The following is a 19,291-nucleotide window of genomic DNA, read 5'->3' as shown; positions in this document are numbered from 1 at the left end:
TGAATTCGCACTGCATTTGCACTGCATTCGTACTGTATTTGTACTTCATTAAATATGTTATCTTCTTAAAATCAATTAATTATGTTTTGGTAGTACGGATGCAGTATCATCTTTTTATATCTCATCTGTAAATTTGTCCCATAAATTTTGCTTAAAAAAAATGTCTCCGTTGCATTCATATTACAAATTTATTATTCATAGCATACTCAAGTTGGTATTGATACAATATAATTTTCTTCGTAAAATTAAATAAAGCACAAACTCTAACTAAGGATAAAATATACACATAATGATAAAAAAAAGATCACACTTATTGGGCTTTTTTCGGAAGCCGTTTTTTTTGCACGAACTAGTAAAGTTGGTATTGATATAAATCGATCGATCGCATCTGGAAATCTCACTGCAAACCCTAATTTTTATTCCATAAGAACACACCAAAATCTTCTGGTAAGTTTTGAAAAATTCTTACCCAATACAACTGTAATAGAAAGCAGAAACCTTCCAACGCTTGGATAGTCTATAATACACCAAATCCTAAAAAAAATTAAAACTCAATAACACATTTATGAAAAAAAATATCTTCTATTTTTCTGCTTTATTCTTTTTATCCGGGTTACTCTTTATTCTTATTCCGAATTTTTTTTTCTCTCAAAAAGGATCTACTCATTCTGATTCTCGAACAAAATATACAAAGAGTGAGATTGATAGTTTACAAAATAAGGTAACCAATGTATTAAGAGATAAAGGTGAGTTTCAGAAATTAATCCTGTTAAATCAGAAAGCGATTAAAGAGTCTAAAAAGATAGGGTATGGTAGAGGAATTACGAGAGGCTACATACAGATGGCCAATACTTTACTTTCAATAGGGAATAATAAAGAAAGTCTGCAGTTTCTGAAACTGGCGGAAAAAGAAGATTATGTAAAGCAGGATGATAGGTTATTATCTGAACTTTATGTAGAATATGGCAGAAATTATGAGATATTGGGGTTTTATAAAAAAGCAAACCAATGCTTTAACAAAGCCATATATTATGGATGCAGAGTAAAAGATGCTCCGAATTATTATCTTAGCTATGCCTACAGCTATAAAGCAATTTCAAATAGTGTAGTTACTAAGTTTCCGGATTCTGTTATTTATTATCTTCATAAAGCATATAAAATTGAACCTAGTCCTATAAATGCTGGAAAAATATCCTTTTGGCACAACGATAATAACAGACTTGATTCTGCAGAATATTACATAAAGCAAGCATGGAATAAAGCCATTACCCAACCGGATCTTAAGTATCAAAAAGGATCTGTTCTGTGGGGAATGGGGAATGTTTATTTTGTAAAAAAGGACTATGGAAGAGCCATAGAATATTATCAGCAATCGCTTGACATTTATACGAAAATGAAAAGAAAGGAAGACATGAGGACACTGTACCAAATGATTTCCAATTCTTATGACAGTATGGGTGAACCTAAGAAAGCTAAAGAATATCTTGCCAAATATGTCCCCCTAAATGACAGCCTGAATGCAATTCAAAAACAAGTATTAGATATTTCTTTAGTTCAATTCTTAGAAGAGGAGGAACAGCAAAACCAATCATCCAGACAAAACTTATATTATATCATCGGTGGAATTTTTATAATCAGTATTGCTGTTTCTTCATTAGGGTTCTTTTATTACAGGAAAAATAAGAAGAGAGGCTTTTTACTCAAAGAGAAGAAAATAATGATGGTGCAAAAAGATAAAGAAGTGGAGGTATTAAAACAAAAAATAAATGAATCATTTGAGGAGATCATCCAATTGGTTAAAGAAAATAGTCCTGAATTCTGGGGTAGGTTTCAGGAAATCTATCCGGAATTTCGTGAAAAAATACTGAAAATTAATCCTAACCTTAGAACTTCAGAACTCATCCTATGTGCTTATATATATTTAGGATTTAATACAAAAGATATTGCAGAATATACTTTTAAAGCAGTTCAAACTATAAAAAATAATAAATATAATCTGAGAAAAAGGCTATCTGTTCCTGCAAAAGATGATATGGTGCTGTGGTTTCGTAATAATATTGACGACTGATTAATAGGTGGTTACATATTGAAGTACTCCGTTGGTACCCCTTGTTTTTGCTTTCACGGGAATATTTCTATTGATTTACAACTGAGATATTGAGATATTGATGAAAAAAGAGGTTTGAAGCTTTATGGAAACCAGGTTTTATACCATATGAAATTTCAGGTTTACTTTCTTTAAAATTTTGACAGCCTCATAAGAAACACAACACTAATATGAAAAAAAATTAACACTTACCCATACCTATACGGGTATATATTATCCAAATCAGTCATAAGTTGGGACTGATATATCTTATCTATTCCTTCTTATTTTTTGATTAAACACATATTCTAAAAACATACACAATGAAAAAAAATGTAATTTCTTTAGGAATTTTCCTAATTTCAACCTTCTCATTGGCTCAGATTGGCATAAACACGCCAACGCCCAATATGGATGCAGCATTGGATGTTGTGTCTACCAATAAAGGGATTCTCAATACCCGTATAGCTTTGAGTTCTACAGCCAGTCCTTCACCTCTCAGTACCCATGTAGCAGGAATGATGGTATACAATACGGCTACCGTATCTGATGTTATTCCGGGTTTATACTACAACGACGGGTCAAAATGGATAAAAACAGGAGATTCTGCAGGAAACGTGGCGATTACCAATTCCCTGACCAGTACAGCAAATACCATTACCTCTACAGTCAATGGAATAGCTTCAGCTACTACAGCCGTGAACACGGTGAACAATACGGTTTCAGGAAATACATTGACGACTACTGTGAATGGAGTATCCTCAAGTGCCGTTACCCTTCCTCAGGGAGTCAATATTTATAATTCCGATGGTACTCTTACAGGTAACAGGATGGTTTCAACCAATAATAAAATGCTGTGGTTCCAGAATGGGACCAGTAATGTAAATAATCATATAGCATTTGATATTAATGTTGCAGTGCCGGGTAGTACAAGGATTATCAGCAGAGGGAGTAGACACTCATTAATTAGAGCATTGATTAACTCCAGCCGGACATTGGATATGGAGCTTTTAACTGATGGTACTTCCAGACTGCTATCTACCGGAAGTACTGAACTTTTCATTGGAACCAATTCATCGTCGGGACCTTTGGTTTTTGGAGCGAATAACAACAGAGCAATATTGGCAACCAATGGTAATTTTGGGATCGGAACAACCACTCCTTCCCAAAAACTACATGTAATGGGTAACATTCTAGCCTCCGGAACAATTACCCCGGATTATGTATTTGAAAAACATTTTGAAGGGGCATCAAAATTAAACCCTTCTTATAAGATGATGAGTTTAGACGAAGTGGAAGAGTTCACGCGCCAAAATAAACATCTACCGGGAGTTCCGTCTGCTTCTGATGTAGAAGGTCAGGGAGGCATAATCCTAAACCGGGCCTCAGAAATAAATCTTGAAAAAATAGAAGAACTATATCTCTATGTGTTTGAGCTCAGTAAAGAAGTGAAAATATTAAGGGAAAAGAGCGAACAATTAGAAAATAATAAATAGAAACTAAGATATTCAAAAAGATATTTTTTATTCCTAGTGAATAAAGCGTGACTTTTTTATTAAAAACATAAGTACAACACACAAGGAAAAGCCGTCATATCAATCACGGACATTAAGTAATAAAAATAGCATATCCAATAAGTAAGAATAATGAAAAAACTAAAACTTTTAATTAATTTTTTTACCATATGTTTATTCCTTTCCATTGGAACACATATAGTAAAAGCTCAGGATTCAGATAGTGATGGCATTACGGATGTCAGTGACTTGGATGATGATAATGATGGTGTTCCGGATGCAGAAGAATCACCGGACTGTTTTTATACGGTATATGAAGCCAATAGAATAGTTTCTGTTATCTCTCCTTTAAATGGGGGAGTCGGAGATCCTGCTGCCGGTACTAATATTCCATTGTTATATAATGATAACACCAATGATGGAACTACACTTACTGCGTATAATTTTGCAGCATTACAGGCCATCACTTCAGGGTCAGCTATATTTACGGTGCAATACCCAACTCCGGTTATTCTAAAATCGGTGGCAGTAACTCAAGCCGCTAATGGAATGGCGGGTAGTGGTTTTGCAAAATTATACGGCTCCAATGACGGTATTGGCTATACGCTTCTTACAACAGGCGCCGGAATTAGTATAGCCGGTACCAATCCAGTCTTTACCAATACTTCAACAACCCCTTATCTATATTACCAGATCAGGTATATAGGAACTGTTTCTGCAGGTAATGCAACCTCTGTAACAGCGGGTACCGCAGCAATACACGAAATCTCATCCCTTCTTTCAACAACAACGGTTTATACCCCTTCAGCACATCCGAAATCCGGAATTTGCAGTGTGGATACGGATGGAGACGGAACCCCTAACCATTTGGATACGGACAGTGATGGTGATACTTGTCCGGATGCATATGAAGGAGGAGCGACTTCCAATAAAACGATTAGCGTTTTGCCTGCACCTTATGGAACCAATGGTTTGGCGAATGCTGTGGAAACCAGTGCAGACAGCGGACAAGTTTCTTACGTTTCCACCTATGCAAAATATGCCAATAATAACAATCAAAACCTGTGTATTGATACAGACAACGATGGTGTTCCCAACCCCATTGATATAGATGATGACAATGATGGAGTATTAGATACTTCCGAAGGAGATTTTTGTGGAAAAATTAACAGGAATATCAGGGTAGGATATTTAGCCAGTGGTGTAGGAGACAATGGTTTAGCAACCAATTTATTATTAAATCTAAATAATTTTGGATCCCATGGTACTTATAATAAAACTACGGGGATTACCCTGGTTCCTTTTGCCACTGAAGCAAGCATTACTGAAGCAAGTTTACTTGCCAATACTATAGACGTATTTTTTGTTGGATCTTCAGCTAATGATGCCACCACCAGTGCAGATAAGGTATCTACAGCTCTCAACACCAGATTAATCACCTGGGCACAGAATAACAGCAAATCAATATTTGCCCTTCAGAATAATGCTATTGATTACGGGTATACCATTACCAATAATAATGTGAATCCCAACACGCCTTCGGGAACAATAGGAACGAATACCTACACCAACGGGTATTGGCCAACGTCTTCCCTGAATCAGTCAGGAGCAATTCAGATGACCATTCAGTCCAGTACCAGACCATTCGATATTCTGATGACCGACGCGAATTTGAGACCTGTAGTGATTACAGACAGAGGATATAATTTATTGATCTTCCCTGATGCCACGATATACAATACAGAATCTGGTATGGTCACTCCCACAACAAATGACCAAAAGGCAATTGCAGATACCTGGACCTACTTCTTTGACAGGTTTGTTGCTCCTCAATGCACGACAGTAGATACAGATGGAGATAGTACCCCAAATCATTTGGATCTTGATTCAGATGGGGACGGTTGCAGTGATGCTTTGGAATCGGGAGCAACAACTTCTTTAACTCCTAACTTTGCCTTTACTTCAGCTGCTGGTACGGCAACAGATACTAATAGCGATGGTTTGGCAGATATTGTGGATGCCAATACAAACAGGATTCCGGATTATCTAAGCACGTATGACCCTCATGCATTGGATAATACGATCAGGAAATGCCTAGACAGTGACGGGGATATTCTGCCTGATGCCGCGGATATGGATGATGATAATGATGGTATTTTGGATACGAATGAAGGTAATACCTGCAGCGGATTGGGAAGAAATTTAAGAATAGGATATTTAAATACTACCGTGGGGACAACCGGATTAATGATGAATATGCTAAGCAATACGGCTAATTTTAGTTCCACAGGGACTTATAATAAATTTTCAGGGATTACGTTTGTACCGTATGCTACCGAAGCAGCTATTACTGAAGCCCAGTTGCTGGCCAATAATATAGATGTATTCTATGTAGGATCTTCAGCGACTGATGCACAAACTTCGGTAGACAAGCTTTCAACGGCAGTGAATACCAGAATATTGTCATGGTCTGACAACAACAATAAAGGAGTAATTGTAATGCAGAACAATGCAACCGATTACGGGTATCAGATCACGAATAATAATTTAAATACAGATGTTCCTTATGGATCTATCGGGGATGCTGTTTTTACTAACGGTTATTGGCCGGAAAATACTTTCAACCAGTCCGGGACTGTACAAATGACTATTGCTTCTTTAACCAGAACATATGAAACAGCAATGGTGGATGCTAACGGTAAAGCAGTTTTTGCCCGGGATGCAGATAGGAAGATTGTATTTATTCCGGATGCAACTTCTTTTAGTGGTGCAAATCAAACCGCTTCAACAATTACAAATGCGGAATTAAGAATAGCAGCAGATGTCTGGGCTTATAGTTTTGATGTGTTTTTAGATGGACAGCAAACATGTACCACGATAGATACCGATGGAGATGGTATTCCAAATCATCTTGACCTGGATTCAGATAATGATGGATGTCTCGATGCTTTAGAAGGAACAGCCAATATTACATTATCCCAATTAGTTAATGCGGGAGGTAGTCTTTCTGTAGGAACAGGTTCTTCGGCTTCTAATCAAAATTTATGTGCAGGTTCTGTATGTGTTGACATAAATGGAATTCCTACAATTGTTGGAAATACAGGACAAGGAATAGGAGATTCTCAGAATGCTTCCGTAAGCTCAGGCTGTTTCTGCTACAAACCGGCCACATTGACTGGAACTGTATTAGACACAAAGTATGGTATAACAGCATTAGGAAGAGCAGGTGTAAACAGCGGTAACTGGCCAATGGTTAGAAAAGGAGCATGGACGGCTTTGGAAGCTAAGACCAAAGGATTTGTGGTCAACAGAATACCTACGACAGCACAGGTTAATGCTATTGCTATTCCTGTTGAAGGAATGATGGTTTACGATGAAGAAGCCGATTGTCTGAAAATTTATACGACAGTAGATAATGGAATGACATTTAGTTGGCAGTGCTTTAATACACAAGCCTGCCCTGATTATTAATACTACTTTAACTCATAATAATCTCAAAAATGAAAAAAACGTTTATATCAATATTTATCATTATTTGCGCCTGTGTTTCTGCACAGGTGGCAATAGGCAAAAATTCAGTGACCAATTCTTCAGTTTCATTGGAATTCGGGATGGACAATAGGGGGTTATTATTGCCCTGGGTAACTTCTGCAGGATCAGTAACAGGTGCTGTAGACGGGACAATGATTTATGACATTACCGATAAAAAAGTAAAATATAGAAAAAACGGAAGTTGGTTTGATCTGAGCATAGATAATACAGGTATCGTGAATACTACATTACAAGATGCGCTTGTGGAGCAAACTTCTGCAAAAACAGCAGTAGGCATAAATGCTGCCACAGATGGCACCTCAGGGATTTTGGTATTAACAGATACCAATAAAGCAATGATACTCCCAAAAGTAGATAGTCCGCATTTGAATATCATCAATCCTGCAGCTGGGATGATCGTGTATGATAATGTGAAACATCAGCTGGCTATTTTTAATGGAACGGTATGGTCCTTCTGGAAACCCTAGTGAAAATTTTAAATTAATTTACATGAAAAATTTATTATTTGCGACTTTACTGATATTGTCAAACGTTATGTATTCTCAAGCCTGGAATGCAGGGGTTAATACAGTATTACCTGGTAGTACTTTTACTCTAAACGGCTCTAAAGTATAATAAATAATCCCATGCACCTCAACAAAAGAGAAATAAGAAATTTTATTTTAGAGTTAATTGATACTAAACAAAAAAGCATTTCACAAATTTCCAAAGAAAGCAATATATCCAAGAGAACTATTTATAAATGGATGGTTTACAGGTGGATAGTAAAGCATGTTAAAAAAACTAATCTTCAATAATATGGATATAGATTTTAAAGACATACATATAGGAAACTGTTTAAAAGAACAGGTAAAGGAGCAGGAAATATCTATTGATCGTATTTGTAAATATTTCAAGATGCACGAAGAAGAGATCACCAAAATGTATGACCAAAAAAGTTTAGACACGGCTATTCTTCTTAAATGGTGCAAACTGGCAGAATATGACTTCTTTAGGTTATATGTGACTCATCTTTTGTTATATGACGGTATCTCCCATACCAAAAGGAATAAAGAGACAAAAAAAGTTAATGGACATATAATATTTAGAAAAAATATTTACACTAAAGAGATCAAGGAGTTTTTGGTAAGCTTAGTTTCTACCAATCAAAAGTCTGTAATAGAAATTATGGAAGAGTATAACATTCCAAGGACTACAATTTACAAATGGTTAAGAAAACATTAAATACTTATGATATGAAAACACCTAATTATCAGAAAATATATGAGGATCTTATAAAGTTTAAAGGTTTAGAAGATTATATGACAGTTCCAAAACTGGAAAGGAGTATTGACATCATCAAATTCAATAAATTAATTTCAAAACAAACAGTAAACGAGATCGTTACACGGCAGGGGAGATCGTATGATGAAGATTCTATTCTTGAATTACTTCATTATCAGATAAAATATGATATGAGTAATACACAATTGGCTTTGGAGTTTAAGCTCAGTAGAAATACAGTGGCAAGATGGAAGAAGATTTATAATGTTAAATAGTTCTACGAGTCTTTACACCAAAAACTGTATCCAGTTTTTTTAAACAAAGCTAAACATAATCTATTATTTAAAATTTGGCAGACATTTATAGTTATTTCTTAAAAAAAAATACCTGGATATAATTAAAATGACCTTTAATTCAGGTTGCACTGATTTCAAAAACGCTTGAAAGGCATTTAAACCCTTTAATTTTAAATAATTACAGGGTTTTTATTTTGGGAGTAAGTATCTTTTTAACTATATCGAATGCTTTGGATCTTAGATCAGCTGGGATTGTTACGAGTAAGGGGAGGTGTACAGAGTTTCCATTTATTGTGAAACAGAATCTGGAGATTTCAATATTTAATACCACATTGCGCATGCTCAGATTTTATCTTGGGATTTTCGAAGTGTATAGTACTTTTATATAACTTAGTATACTAATTTTTAACACTAAATACGAATGAAAAAAAAGATTTTTTTCTCAATCATTTTACCAATTATTTTATTGGTCCTCGTTGTAAATCCTGTTATAAGTATAACAGCACAAAGTATAAACCGTTCTGCTGATTTTGCCAGATATAAAATACTTAAAGTAAGACCTAGCGAAGCAGATCCCACTGTACGGAACTGGGACAGTGTGCATGTTGTTTATTACGACAGGGCTATTAAAAATAGTAAGGTGTTGTTATGGCTTACGGGTACTAATGGATCGACTAATAATGTTCCAATAACCTTTTTCAAAACAGCTTTGGATCAAGGATATAGGATTATTGCACTTTCTTTTATTAGTACTCCCGGTGTTTCACAGGTATGTGTGGGAAACAAATTAAGTGAAGATATTGATTGTGCTGCTGAATTTCGTAGAAAACGTATATATGGTGATACTGTTTTCTTATCTATTCCGGATGAGTCTCAAGATGCTATTGTACCTCGTTTGATAAATTTGTTACAGTATTTGTCGAAAAATGATAAAGAAGGTTTCTGGTCTCAATACTTAAATCAAAGTACAGGCAAACCTGTTTGGAGCGATATAGCCTTGGCCGGTCAATCGCAAGGTGGAGGAATGGCTGAATTTATTGCGCAGCATGAGTCGGTAGCAAGAGTCATCAGCTTTTCCGGCGGTTGGGATTACAGCGATTCAAAAACGAAAAAAATTGCTGGCTGGTATTTTAAAAAATTAATAACACGCCCGGAAAATGTTTTCGCAACTTATCATGTACAGGAAGTTGCTGCTAAACAGCTGGATAAAATAAACAAAGCATTACATATACCTGCCGATAATGTCTTTGCGCTAGACCAACCACTTTTGAAACAAAAGAAGGGTAATAATAACCCGTACCATACAGAGGGAATTAAGAATCCTGTTTATAAACCTATTTGGATAAAAATGCTTGGTTCCGGACTATAGAGTTTTTTGGATAAGGGTCGCATAAATAAAGTAAAGCATGCTTATCGACTTAGACCTAAATAAGAAATTCCCCGAGTGAATTTAAAAAACATAGAAACCTAAACATAAGTTAAAAAAAAATGACCTTTTAAACTTTTAGACCTATTTTTGGGCGGGTCGCATTTGATAATTTTGGGGTCGCAAAAAGTTTTAGAAAAAAATGGTTTTATTAAAATCGGAACGGACCAATTTTTTGACAATGCATGACAAATGGAAATAGAAGAATTTATCTATAAACTAACAGAAAAGACAGAGTAAGTTTAACCTAAAAAAAATAAAATTATGGTAACAAGTACCGTAAGTTTCCACAGAGTAATAAAAGCTCCTGTTAGCAGGGTTTTCAGGGCATTTTCCGATTCTAATGCAATGACGTTTTGGCTGCCGCCTTATGGGTTTTTGTGTACCGTACACGAAATGGATTTCAGAGTGGGCGGAGGCTACCGGATGTCGTTTCATAATTTCACTACTGAAAAGAGTCATTCTTTTGGAGGGCAGTATCTGGAAATAAAACCCAACGAATTGCTTAAATATTCAGACAAATTTGAAGATCCGAATCTTCCCGGCGAAATGACAACCACCGTTTGGCTGAAAGAGGTATTGTGTGGCACAGAAATCAAGATCACACAGGAAGGAATCCCGGAACAGATTCCTGCAGAATTTTGTTATTTAGGTTGGCAGGAATCACTGGAAAAGCTGATGAAGCTGGTGGAACCGGTCATTAACGACTAATTCATCCTATTTAAAATAAAAATCAGGATATGAAAACAACACCTGAACACGATCAGCGTATTGCTAAAATGATATTTGGATCTGTTTATCCGCACTACATCAAAAAAGTGGAAAGCAAGGGCCGGACTATAGAAGAATTGCATCAGGTCATAGAATGGCTGACCGGATTTGATAACAAAAAACTGCAGGAACTTATCGACGAGAAAGTGACTTTTGAAACATTTTTCAAAAGAGCCACATTGAATCCCAACGCACATTTAATAACCGGAGTCATTTGTGGCTACCGTATTGAGGAAATTGAAACCCCGCTAACCAAACAGGCAAGGTATCTGGATAAATTAATTGATGAATTGGCGAAGGGTAAAAAGATGGAAAAGATTTTAAGACAATAATCAAAAAAACCTGAGCAATGGCAAAGACCAAAACGAACTATACCGGAGTAGATGTAGTGGATTTTATCAACTCATATGTTGACAGTGAGCAGAAGAAAAACGACAGTTTTCGGCTTATAGAGCTTATGCAGGAATGGTCCGGCTTTGAACCCAAAATGTGGGGGCCAACGATTATTGGGTTCGGTAATTATCATTACAAATATGCAAGCGGGCATGAAGGTGATGCTCCCATTCTTGGATTTTCGCCAAGAAAAGCGGCATTCTCACTCTACGTTTATTCCGGAACCGAAAAAAGCGAAAAATTATTAGCCAATCTGGGGAAATTCAAAATGGGCAAAGCCTGTATCTATATAAAAAAACTTTCCGATATCGATATATCTGTATTACAGGAACTCTGCCTGGAATCGATTGTATACCTCAACGAGCATTACGAATGCGCGTGTAGAAAAAACTGAAGCACTAGAAACAAGATCTTCAGTTTTATTTCTTTTTAATGGTATAATAATGTATAAAATAAAATAGTTGGAAGATTTTTCTTCCAACTATTTTATTATGCAGGAGTAGGCAAGTATTACGACAAAGCAGGGTTTGATGTTTTAAGCAATACAAAAGCGGTGCTGATAGGAAATCCGAATTTGGAATTGGACGTTTTTCCACCTTATGCAGGCAAGGATATAGCGAAAATTTAAGTCTGTTTAGGTAGAAGATGAAACAACAGGTCTAGTAAAAGGTATAGGTTAACCACAGCGTGCGGTCTTGAAAATACTGAACCATATCCATTGCATCGGATTTCCGTTGTATGGAAGTTAGAAACCCTTTTTTATCATAAATCATCTCCAGCTCGCTTACTTTTTGCCCGTTCCATAGATCTTCCATCAGTACCAGGTTCTTGTTTGTGTCATAAGTATACCTTTCGGTTTTGGGCTCAAGGCTGGCAGGAGCATCGGTTATTTCCGACAAAAGGTCCTCTTTGAATCGATATTGCCCGGAAGGTATTTTCTTGGCAGCACAGCCATTGTGGAGAAGTAAACCTACTGGAAGACCGCTCAGATAATAATACGTTTTCTTTTGATGACAGGATCCGGATTGTCATTATTCTTCTGAAAATTGAAATATTCGGTGCGCTCTTCTGCCTCGAATTTCTGGTCTGTATAATAGCGATATTGCCAGGAAGAAAACTGATTTTCGGAGGTCATTTTCTTCAAAAGGCTTTCATCCGGTAAAGAGCCCCGGAGAATAATTTTGTCTGCACTGGGACAGGTCGCAATGCCACCAGATCTTTTGTTCCTTTTAAATACCTATTAACCTGTTATTTGTCTAATTTATCATTTAATGTATATTTTGTGTGTTTTAAATCAAATTGAGGGTGTGTTGAGTGTAAGTGAGGGTCTTTTTTTTCTAAACTAATTTAAATATTGAGTTAATATTGCAACACAATTTTAGAATTAACAATCGTATAAAATTTAGTGTAATGGACTGCATTCAATTTTTCACGATTGGAATTATGATTCTAATTTTTGAACACAAATGCCTTACATAAATTAGCTGGGATGTCATGTCCTAGCTATCTCATAAGTATTGAAATACAAAATTTTGAAATTACACGATGAAAAAAAATGAAACTTCTGAAAGAAATCAATTTCTTCACGACTCTTTTATAGCCCAAACAAGTTTTTATAAAAAGCTATAAAAATCAATTTTCCGGATATCAATTTACTTAGATATCCATCATACTCATTTTTCCATTCACCATTATAATTCTGAACTATTACCTAGTTCAGGCTGATATAACTATGACTAAATAATATAATTACTAAAATAATTTATGATGAAAAAGCAACTTATTACAACCTTTTCCCTTCTAAGTATGATAACCTTTGGACAGATAGGTATTAATACACCCAACCCGAACCCGAAAACAGGATTACATATCTCTGAGCGTATTGATCAAAACAGTTCTAATCCCGATAAACTCAATGGTCTTTTGATTCAGAGATATACGACTACGGAAAGGAATGATATCAACCCCGGAGAAAAGGAAAATGGCCTCACTATTTACAATAAAGAGACCAACTGCTACAATGTCTGGAATTGGAACGGCTCTAATTCTACAGGGGGTTGGGCACAGTTTTGTGGTGAAAAACAAGGGACTGTAATATTTACTGACTGTAATACTATTAAAGTGGTGGGTGTTTATAATATTGATGAACCTGTCACCAATCAAAATGTTCATATTGATATTCCAGTAAGGGTAACAGCTCTGGGATCATACAGCTATTCCACTGTAGTCAACGGAGTCAATTTTGTAGCACAGGGTACTTTTGTTAATATTGGGCAACAGATTGTAAGTCTGTATCCATCTTCTTTAGCAGGAACTCCTTCTACAGGGACATACAATGCTAATATCTCATCTATAGGCAGTTCCGGCGTAACATGTAATGTTCCGGTGAATTTCATCAGTAGAGCAACTTCTGTGTTAAAAATTGTAAATATTACAGGAACAAACTATTATACAGGGCTTATTTCAGGGTGTGGATACTATATCTCAGGTAATGCAGCAGCAAAAACAGGGGCATGGCTTGCTTCGGCTCAAGCTAAGACCATTGCAGGAGTAGCAAGCATAGAGATTGTATGTGTGAGCCCAACAAATATTGCAGATTTAAGTGATGAATTAAAAACAGCATCAATCGTATATTTAAACGGACGTTCAAGTGCGGAATCTAACAGTGGAACAATTGCTGTGTTGAATGACTGGTACAAAGCCGGAAAAGGAATTGTAATTGATCAGGGAGACGAACTTAACGAAACTCAATTTGCTCAAGGTCTAGGATTTTATATTGAAACGGGAACTACAAGTACAATTAATATTTATCCAAACGTACTGCCTCAGGTTTTGGTTTCTCCGGATGGATATACGCTTCCGGCAGTTACCCCTTCTTCAATTGCTACACAAGGTGCCAATGCAGCTTATGTAACTTCCACCAATGGAGTGGTATTCGGATCTAATGGGACGAGAAGATATTTGTATGCTGATATTACAAGCAATCTTGGAATAGGAAATGATAAAGGAGCATTTATTTTTGGAGATAAAAGCGGAGCTAATACAGATGCTGCTACGTATGATCTTTGGAGAAATATTTTTGCATGGGCTATCCACAATGCACCTATTCACTAATTTATTCTAAAAAAACACTAAAACCGTCATCACTGGCGGTTTTTTTGTAATAATTAAAACTAAAGTTTAAAATATGAAAACAAAACTGTTTTTACTTCTCGTTGGATCTCCTGCGTTGATTTTTTCACAGAATTTACTTCAGATGGAAGTCAACAATCAGAATAATGATGTTGAAATTTTGAATAATAACACCGCGAGTTTCTGGAGTTCAGATTTAGAGCTTGCAGGAAAAGACGGAGCCACGTTGCAGGAAACATTTTTGCGCTTTGATGGAATTTCGTTACCGTCTGATGCGATTATTAACAGTGTTTATCTCGTTTTTTACGGAGATGAAGCAAGTACAGCCTCCACAACAATGAAAATCACCGGAGAAATAGGAAGCTCACCCGCATATCCAACATCGACCGCTGCTTCAACGGGATTAAATTTAAAATCAAGGATATATTCCAACGGTTTTGCAGAATGGATCACTTCAGGATGTGTGATCAATCAAAAGTATCAGTCTCCTGATCTGAAAAACATATTCAGTGAAATGTTTCCTGCTGCTATTGATAATGCCAGTATTGCATTTCGTATTCAAGGGAGCGGACAAGGGGCATTTACTGTAAAATCATTTTCTGCAGCAGTGGGAATGAGACCTAAGTTGGTCATCAATTATTCCACGCAGACAACTACTGTTACCACATTAATTTCTTCGGGAAATAATGACGCTGAGCAATTTCTGACGAATGGAAATACAACTTTGGCTGAAGGAATTTTAGAATTTGGCGGGAAATTCGGATTGACCCCTCAAATCACAGGATTAAGATTTGAAAATGTTCAGATTCCTGCCGATGCTCAAATTACAAAAGCTTACATCGAATTGTATTCTTACGGAATCAATGCTAATAATGCAGAGCTTGTTTTCCGCACAGAATTGGGTAATTCTGCAGCTTATACAATCGCAAACAGTACTATTTCAGGACGAAACTACTCTCAACGTAAAGCCAAGTGGATTACCTCTCCCTGGACATCGGCAAACACATTATATAAAAGTATTGATTTAAAAGAAATCATAGATGAGAACCGGTTAAGCGGGTGGCAGTCCGGGCAGCCGCTTGCTTTTAAAATTGAAGGAAATCAAGGAAATGCCACAGCCTGGTCCAGAGAAGGATCTCCTAATTATCAGCCTAAATTGGTTATTGAATATAAAAGTAATGGGGCAGGACCAAGTGTAGGTCCGGTTCCTCAGGATGAAACCGTTCGTCAATATGTTTCCAATGGAAATAATGATGCCGTACAGGCTCTTATTTCCGGAGGAATGAATCTGGCAAGAGGAATTTTGGAATTGGGAGGGAAATCCGGAGTTGTACCACAAACTACAGGTATTCGCTTTGAAAATATTCAGCTTCCTGATCATGCGTACGTTACTGATGCTTATATTGAATTCTATGCTTTTGGAAACAGTACAAATGCACAAGTAAAGATATCTTCTGAAAATTCAGATGCTTTGGTGTATACTAATACAGTAGAGAATATGACAAAACGTAATTATTCATCAATTTTTGTAGATTGGAATACGGGAAATTGGGTGTCAAACTCTAAATACAGAACTTCAAATCTCCGAAATCTGGTTGATCAGGTAAGAATCAATGGCTGGCAGTCTGGCAGCTCATTAGCCTTTAAATTGGAATCAGAATCGGGAGGGGCAAATGTGTATTCCAGAAACGGTTCAGAACTTTATCAGCCAAGATTGGTCATTGAGTATTTAAATAATAACACAGGTCCTGTGATTGAAGGGATAGAAACCAATCCTGCGAATATGACCAAACTTTATATTAACGAGGTGTCATCAGAAGGTACTCTGAGCCAAGATACCGACTGGATCGAGCTTTATAATGATCATGATTATCCGGTTTATTTTAAAGATCAGAACAGCGGAGTTTATCTTTCCGATAAAAATGGAAACAGAACGCTAAGCGAATTAAAAGATATGTATATTCCCGCCAAAGGGTTTACAACTTTTATCGCTGACAGCGATCCTGCCAAAGGAAATAATCATCTGAATTTTGGATTGGGCTCCGACGGAGAAACCATTTATCTTTCAAGAAAAGTAAACGGAAATGTTCTTCAACAGGATGTTTTAACGTATCAAAATATACCTTTTAATCAGTCTTTTGGAAGATTACCCAATGGAACAGGAAGTTTATCCAGTTTTATTAAACCTACTTACAATACTTCAAATACTGATGGAAAACAACGTCTTGACCTAGGTTTCAGTAAAACAAGAGGGGTTTATGATTCCGGATTTGATCTGACCATTTCTGGGCAACCCGGAACCACAATAAAATATACTTTAGATGGAAAAACTCCATCTGCAACGGTAGGAATAACCTACACCGCTCCGCTTACCATCAGCAAAACCTCAGCAGTAAAAGTGTATGCTTATGATGCCGGCGGAAACAACTCAGGGGTGATTGCCCATACGTATGTTTTGAGAAATAATTATGCCAACGAAACTACAGCTGACGGATATTGGCAATGGTATTATAAATCCAATATTACTGCAGCTGAATATGCACAGGCGATTGGCGAAGTTCCTATTGTATCTGTCACAACCAATTCTGAACCCAGTACAATATGGGCAGAAGCATCTGTAGAATACATTGATAATAATGTGTATAGCGGAAGAAATAACTTCTTTAGTAACTCTTTGACGAGAAAATTCGGGCAGGAGAGTGTTGGTTTTTATAATCCTAATCTTAAGTTTAAATTTAATTCAGATTCGGGGGTGAAAAAAGCCAATTATAAGTTCTTTGATGATTATCCGAGCGATGCATTTGAAAACCCGGGTAAAATTCAGTCATTAGAATTGAAACAAGGCCAGGATAACGCTTCCCGAAATGTTTATAATATTGGTTTCATGCGATTTAGTGAAAAAATATCAATGAATTTGCAGAAGGAAATGGGGAAATATGCCTTAAATACACGGTATGTCAACCTATTTGTCAACGGGAAATACCGGGGTTTAAAGACCATGCGAAACGACTTTAACGCAAATAATCTTGAGGAAGTTTTTGGGGATGATGACAATAATTATACTAAAGTAAATCTACAGGACGGATATTTTACAGGCGGAATTGTAGAAGCAGGAGACGGAAGCCAAACTGTATGGAATAACATCAGAAATCTTGCATTAGCCAAGAAATTTCAGGAGTTTAAAAAAGTGGTAGATGTTGATGATTTAATCAAATTCCAGTTGATGTTTATGTTTACTGATACCGAAAACGAAGCGGTTGCCATTATGCATAACACCGATCCTAATGTGATAAAAGCTAAATTCATGATCAATGATACGGATGGTTCGTTCTTTGGCGGAATTACTTATTCTTCATCAGATACATCAATGCCTGCAAGAGGATTTTTCGGTGGCGGCGGTAATTATAAGTACAAATGGCTTTTGGCAGGCAGTATGAATGGCCCGGGAGGTCTATTTGGACAATTCATGGGCTCAAATACGAATACCACAACAGGAAATCTTGAATTTAAAACTTTGGTAAAAGATGCTGTTTTACAATATATAGGGTCGGCTTCAGGGAATTTTGAAGGAACAGATGGAGCGCCTTTGTCTGTGGCGCACGTGCAAAACAAAATTCAGACTACAATGACTGAGCTTGATAGACTGTATAAACTGGATGCAGCTTACATGGGGTATACAGGTAATGTTTATAAACAATGGAAAAATGTTGACGGCCCAAGAATTGTTGCTCAGGTTCCGGAGAGAGTTTCATTTAGTTTAAAAAAGTGGCTGGAATATAATATGGCACATACACTTTTAGCAAACGAAATTCCAACACCTGAAACGATTAAAAAAACAGATAATATCCAGATCAATAATCCAAATTCGGGAACTCAGGTTTATTATACGTTAAATGGAACAGATCCGATGGGAAATGATGGTGCAGTTTCACAGGAAGCCTATTTGTATAATGGTGCATTTAATTTGCCAGTGGGTACTTATGCTATTGTGACACGTCCTTTCGCAACAAACAATTGGGGACCAAAATTTTCAAAAACCATTAAAGTTGAAGAAGCAAATCCGGGGAAATTTGTTATCACGGGAATTAATTATAAACCGCAATCCAACGGTGATGCAGAGTTTTTAATGATTACAAATGCAGGAGGATCAGATTTAGATGTTTCAGGATTTGCTGTTGCGGATGCTGTTAGCTATACATTTCCGAAAGGAACAAAAATTTCACCAAATCAAACCATCATGTTGGTAAAAGATCCTGCATTGATTACAGGATTTGATCAGTTTAATAAATATCAATGGATAAGTGGAAGTTTGAGTAATTCCGGTGAGCCGATAACTTTTAAAGACCAATCAGGAAATACGGTTGATTATGTATTCTTTACCAGTACTTTACCATGGCCAATTCAGGCAAACGGGCAAGGATCTTATTTAAAATTAATTTCTTCTGATTTAAATAACGAACTTCCGGAAAGTTGGGAAGCCGAATCTACTTCGAATGGTTTTGTGAATGCTAAAATGGCAAAAGCGAAAGTTCAGGAGAAATCAGTAAAAATTACTGATGAAAAGAATACGGAGATTAAAATTTATCCTGTTCCAATGAAAGAGATTTTATTTATTAACCTTAATGATGAGTCTGAGATAACTATTTATAATATGACAGGACAACTTATTGAGACAAAAAAATTGGGTGCAGGAACGGGTTCAATTAATGTATCTAACCTGAACAAAGGGGTATATATGATAAAGATTCAAAGTGAAAAGGAATCTAAAGTATTCAAAGCAATTAAAGAATAACAGTTCGTATTAGAAAATTCAGAGACCAATTTTCACAAAAGTCACCCAGATTATTGGGTGGCTTTT

At 36.4% G+C, this 19,291-nt stretch carries 14 protein-coding genes; 12 read left to right on the top strand and 2 right to left on the bottom strand.

What is annotated here, in order from left to right; all coding sequences use genetic code 11:
- Positions 1-565: 565 nt before the first annotated feature.
- From HHL23_RS18610 to HHL23_RS18560, 10 genes are all read left to right on the top strand, one after another.
- On the top strand, positions 566-2,068 hold the full coding sequence (locus HHL23_RS18610; protein ID WP_169236272.1) for a tetratricopeptide repeat protein: 1,503 nt from the start codon (positions 566-568) through the stop codon (positions 2,066-2,068).
- A 341-nt stretch (positions 2,069-2,409) separates the two neighbouring features.
- Positions 2,410-3,582 carry an autotransporter outer membrane beta-barrel domain-containing protein gene (locus HHL23_RS18605; protein WP_169236271.1) on the top strand — a complete coding sequence of 391 codons (1,173 nt, stop codon included), beginning with the start codon at positions 2,410-2,412 and terminating at the stop codon, positions 3,580-3,582.
- A 150-nt stretch (positions 3,583-3,732) separates the two neighbouring features.
- On the top strand, positions 3,733-7,071 hold the full coding sequence (locus HHL23_RS18600) for a hypothetical protein (RefSeq protein WP_169236270.1): 3,339 nt from the start codon (positions 3,733-3,735) through the stop codon (positions 7,069-7,071).
- Positions 7,072-7,100: 29 nt separating this feature from the next.
- On the top strand, positions 7,101-7,619 hold the full coding sequence (locus tag HHL23_RS18595) for a hypothetical protein (RefSeq protein WP_169236269.1): 519 nt from the start codon (positions 7,101-7,103) through the stop codon (positions 7,617-7,619).
- A gap of 430 nt (positions 7,620-8,049) precedes the next feature.
- Entirely contained in the window at positions 8,050-8,376 is a 327-nt protein-coding gene (locus tag HHL23_RS18585) for a hypothetical protein (protein ID WP_228464852.1), read from the top strand.
- 11 nt (positions 8,377-8,387) lie between these two features.
- Positions 8,388-8,690 carry a helix-turn-helix domain-containing protein gene (locus tag HHL23_RS18580; protein WP_169236266.1) on the top strand — a complete coding sequence of 101 codons (303 nt, stop codon included), beginning with the start codon at positions 8,388-8,390 and terminating at the stop codon, positions 8,688-8,690.
- Between the two features lie 442 nt (positions 8,691-9,132).
- Positions 9,133-10,080, top strand: a complete 948-nt coding sequence (locus tag HHL23_RS18575) for a BPSS1187 family protein (RefSeq protein WP_169236265.1) — start codon at positions 9,133-9,135, stop codon at positions 10,078-10,080.
- Positions 10,081-10,401: 321 nt separating this feature from the next.
- Positions 10,402-10,848 carry an SRPBCC family protein gene (locus tag HHL23_RS18570; RefSeq protein WP_169236264.1) on the top strand — a complete coding sequence of 149 codons (447 nt, stop codon included), beginning with the start codon at positions 10,402-10,404 and terminating at the stop codon, positions 10,846-10,848.
- A gap of 29 nt (positions 10,849-10,877) precedes the next feature.
- Entirely contained in the window at positions 10,878-11,240 is a 363-nt protein-coding gene (locus tag HHL23_RS18565; protein ID WP_169236263.1) for a DUF2200 domain-containing protein, read from the top strand.
- A 17-nt stretch (positions 11,241-11,257) separates the two neighbouring features.
- Positions 11,258-11,695, top strand: a complete 438-nt coding sequence (locus tag HHL23_RS18560; protein ID WP_169236262.1) for a DUF1801 domain-containing protein — start codon at positions 11,258-11,260, stop codon at positions 11,693-11,695.
- Positions 11,696-11,960: 265 nt separating this feature from the next.
- On the opposite strand, the gene HHL23_RS18555 is transcribed toward HHL23_RS18560, so the two are convergent.
- Both HHL23_RS18555 and HHL23_RS18550 read right to left on the bottom strand, forming a co-directional pair.
- Positions 11,961-12,200, bottom strand: a complete 240-nt coding sequence (locus HHL23_RS18555; protein WP_169236261.1) for a hypothetical protein — start codon at positions 12,198-12,200, stop codon at positions 11,961-11,963.
- An 86-nt stretch (positions 12,201-12,286) separates the two neighbouring features.
- Positions 12,287-12,436: a hypothetical protein gene (locus HHL23_RS18550; protein ID WP_169236260.1), complete on the bottom strand. Its 150-nt coding sequence runs from the start codon at positions 12,434-12,436 to the stop codon at positions 12,287-12,289.
- A 632-nt stretch (positions 12,437-13,068) separates the two neighbouring features.
- Between HHL23_RS18550 and HHL23_RS18545 the strand changes: the two genes are divergently transcribed.
- Together HHL23_RS18545 and HHL23_RS18540 are read left to right on the top strand one after the other, a co-directional pair.
- On the top strand, positions 13,069-14,415 hold the full coding sequence (locus tag HHL23_RS18545) for a hypothetical protein (RefSeq protein ID WP_169236259.1): 1,347 nt from the start codon (positions 13,069-13,071) through the stop codon (positions 14,413-14,415).
- 73 nt (positions 14,416-14,488) lie between these two features.
- A complete protein-coding gene (locus tag HHL23_RS18540; RefSeq protein WP_169236258.1) occupies positions 14,489-19,225 on the top strand; it encodes a lamin tail domain-containing protein in 4,737 nt (1,578 codons plus the stop codon).
- Positions 19,226-19,291 lie beyond the last annotated feature (66 nt).

This window comes from Chryseobacterium antibioticum (genome assembly GCF_012927325.1).
In the GTDB taxonomy this organism is placed as follows: domain Bacteria; phylum Bacteroidota; class Bacteroidia; order Flavobacteriales; family Weeksellaceae; genus Chryseobacterium; species Chryseobacterium antibioticum.
The sequence above is the reverse complement of the archived record's forward strand: the minus strand, read 5'-3'. Positions and strand labels throughout refer to the sequence as shown.

Excerpts from the sequence above, each read along its gene's own strand:
- HHL23_RS18565 (WP_169236263.1), top strand. The coding sequence starts at position 10,878 with ATGAAAACAACACCTGAACACGATCAGCGTATTGCTAAAATGATATTT.
- HHL23_RS18570 (WP_169236264.1), top strand. The coding sequence starts at position 10,402 with ATGGTAACAAGTACCGTAAGTTTCCACAGAGTAATAAAAGCTCCTGTT.
- HHL23_RS18545 (WP_169236259.1), top strand. The coding sequence starts at position 13,069 with ATGAAAAAGCAACTTATTACAACCTTTTCCCTTCTAAGTATGATAACC.
- HHL23_RS18605 (WP_169236271.1), top strand. The coding sequence starts at position 2,410 with ATGAAAAAAAATGTAATTTCTTTAGGAATTTTCCTAATTTCAACCTTC.
- HHL23_RS18560 (WP_169236262.1), top strand. The coding sequence starts at position 11,258 with ATGGCAAAGACCAAAACGAACTATACCGGAGTAGATGTAGTGGATTTT.
- HHL23_RS18595 (WP_169236269.1), top strand. The coding sequence starts at position 7,101 with ATGAAAAAAACGTTTATATCAATATTTATCATTATTTGCGCCTGTGTT.
- HHL23_RS18600 (WP_169236270.1), top strand. The coding sequence starts at position 3,733 with ATGAAAAAACTAAAACTTTTAATTAATTTTTTTACCATATGTTTATTC.
- HHL23_RS18575 (WP_169236265.1), top strand. The coding sequence starts at position 9,133 with ATGAAAAAAAAGATTTTTTTCTCAATCATTTTACCAATTATTTTATTG.
- HHL23_RS18580 (WP_169236266.1), top strand. The coding sequence starts at position 8,388 with ATGAAAACACCTAATTATCAGAAAATATATGAGGATCTTATAAAGTTT.
- HHL23_RS18610 (WP_169236272.1), top strand. The coding sequence starts at position 566 with ATGAAAAAAAATATCTTCTATTTTTCTGCTTTATTCTTTTTATCCGGG.
- HHL23_RS18540 (WP_169236258.1), top strand. The coding sequence starts at position 14,489 with ATGAAAACAAAACTGTTTTTACTTCTCGTTGGATCTCCTGCGTTGATT.
- HHL23_RS18550 (WP_169236260.1), bottom strand. The coding sequence starts at position 12,436 with ATGACCTCCGAAAATCAGTTTTCTTCCTGGCAATATCGCTATTATACA.
- HHL23_RS18585 (WP_228464852.1), top strand. The coding sequence starts at position 8,050 with ATGCACGAAGAAGAGATCACCAAAATGTATGACCAAAAAAGTTTAGAC.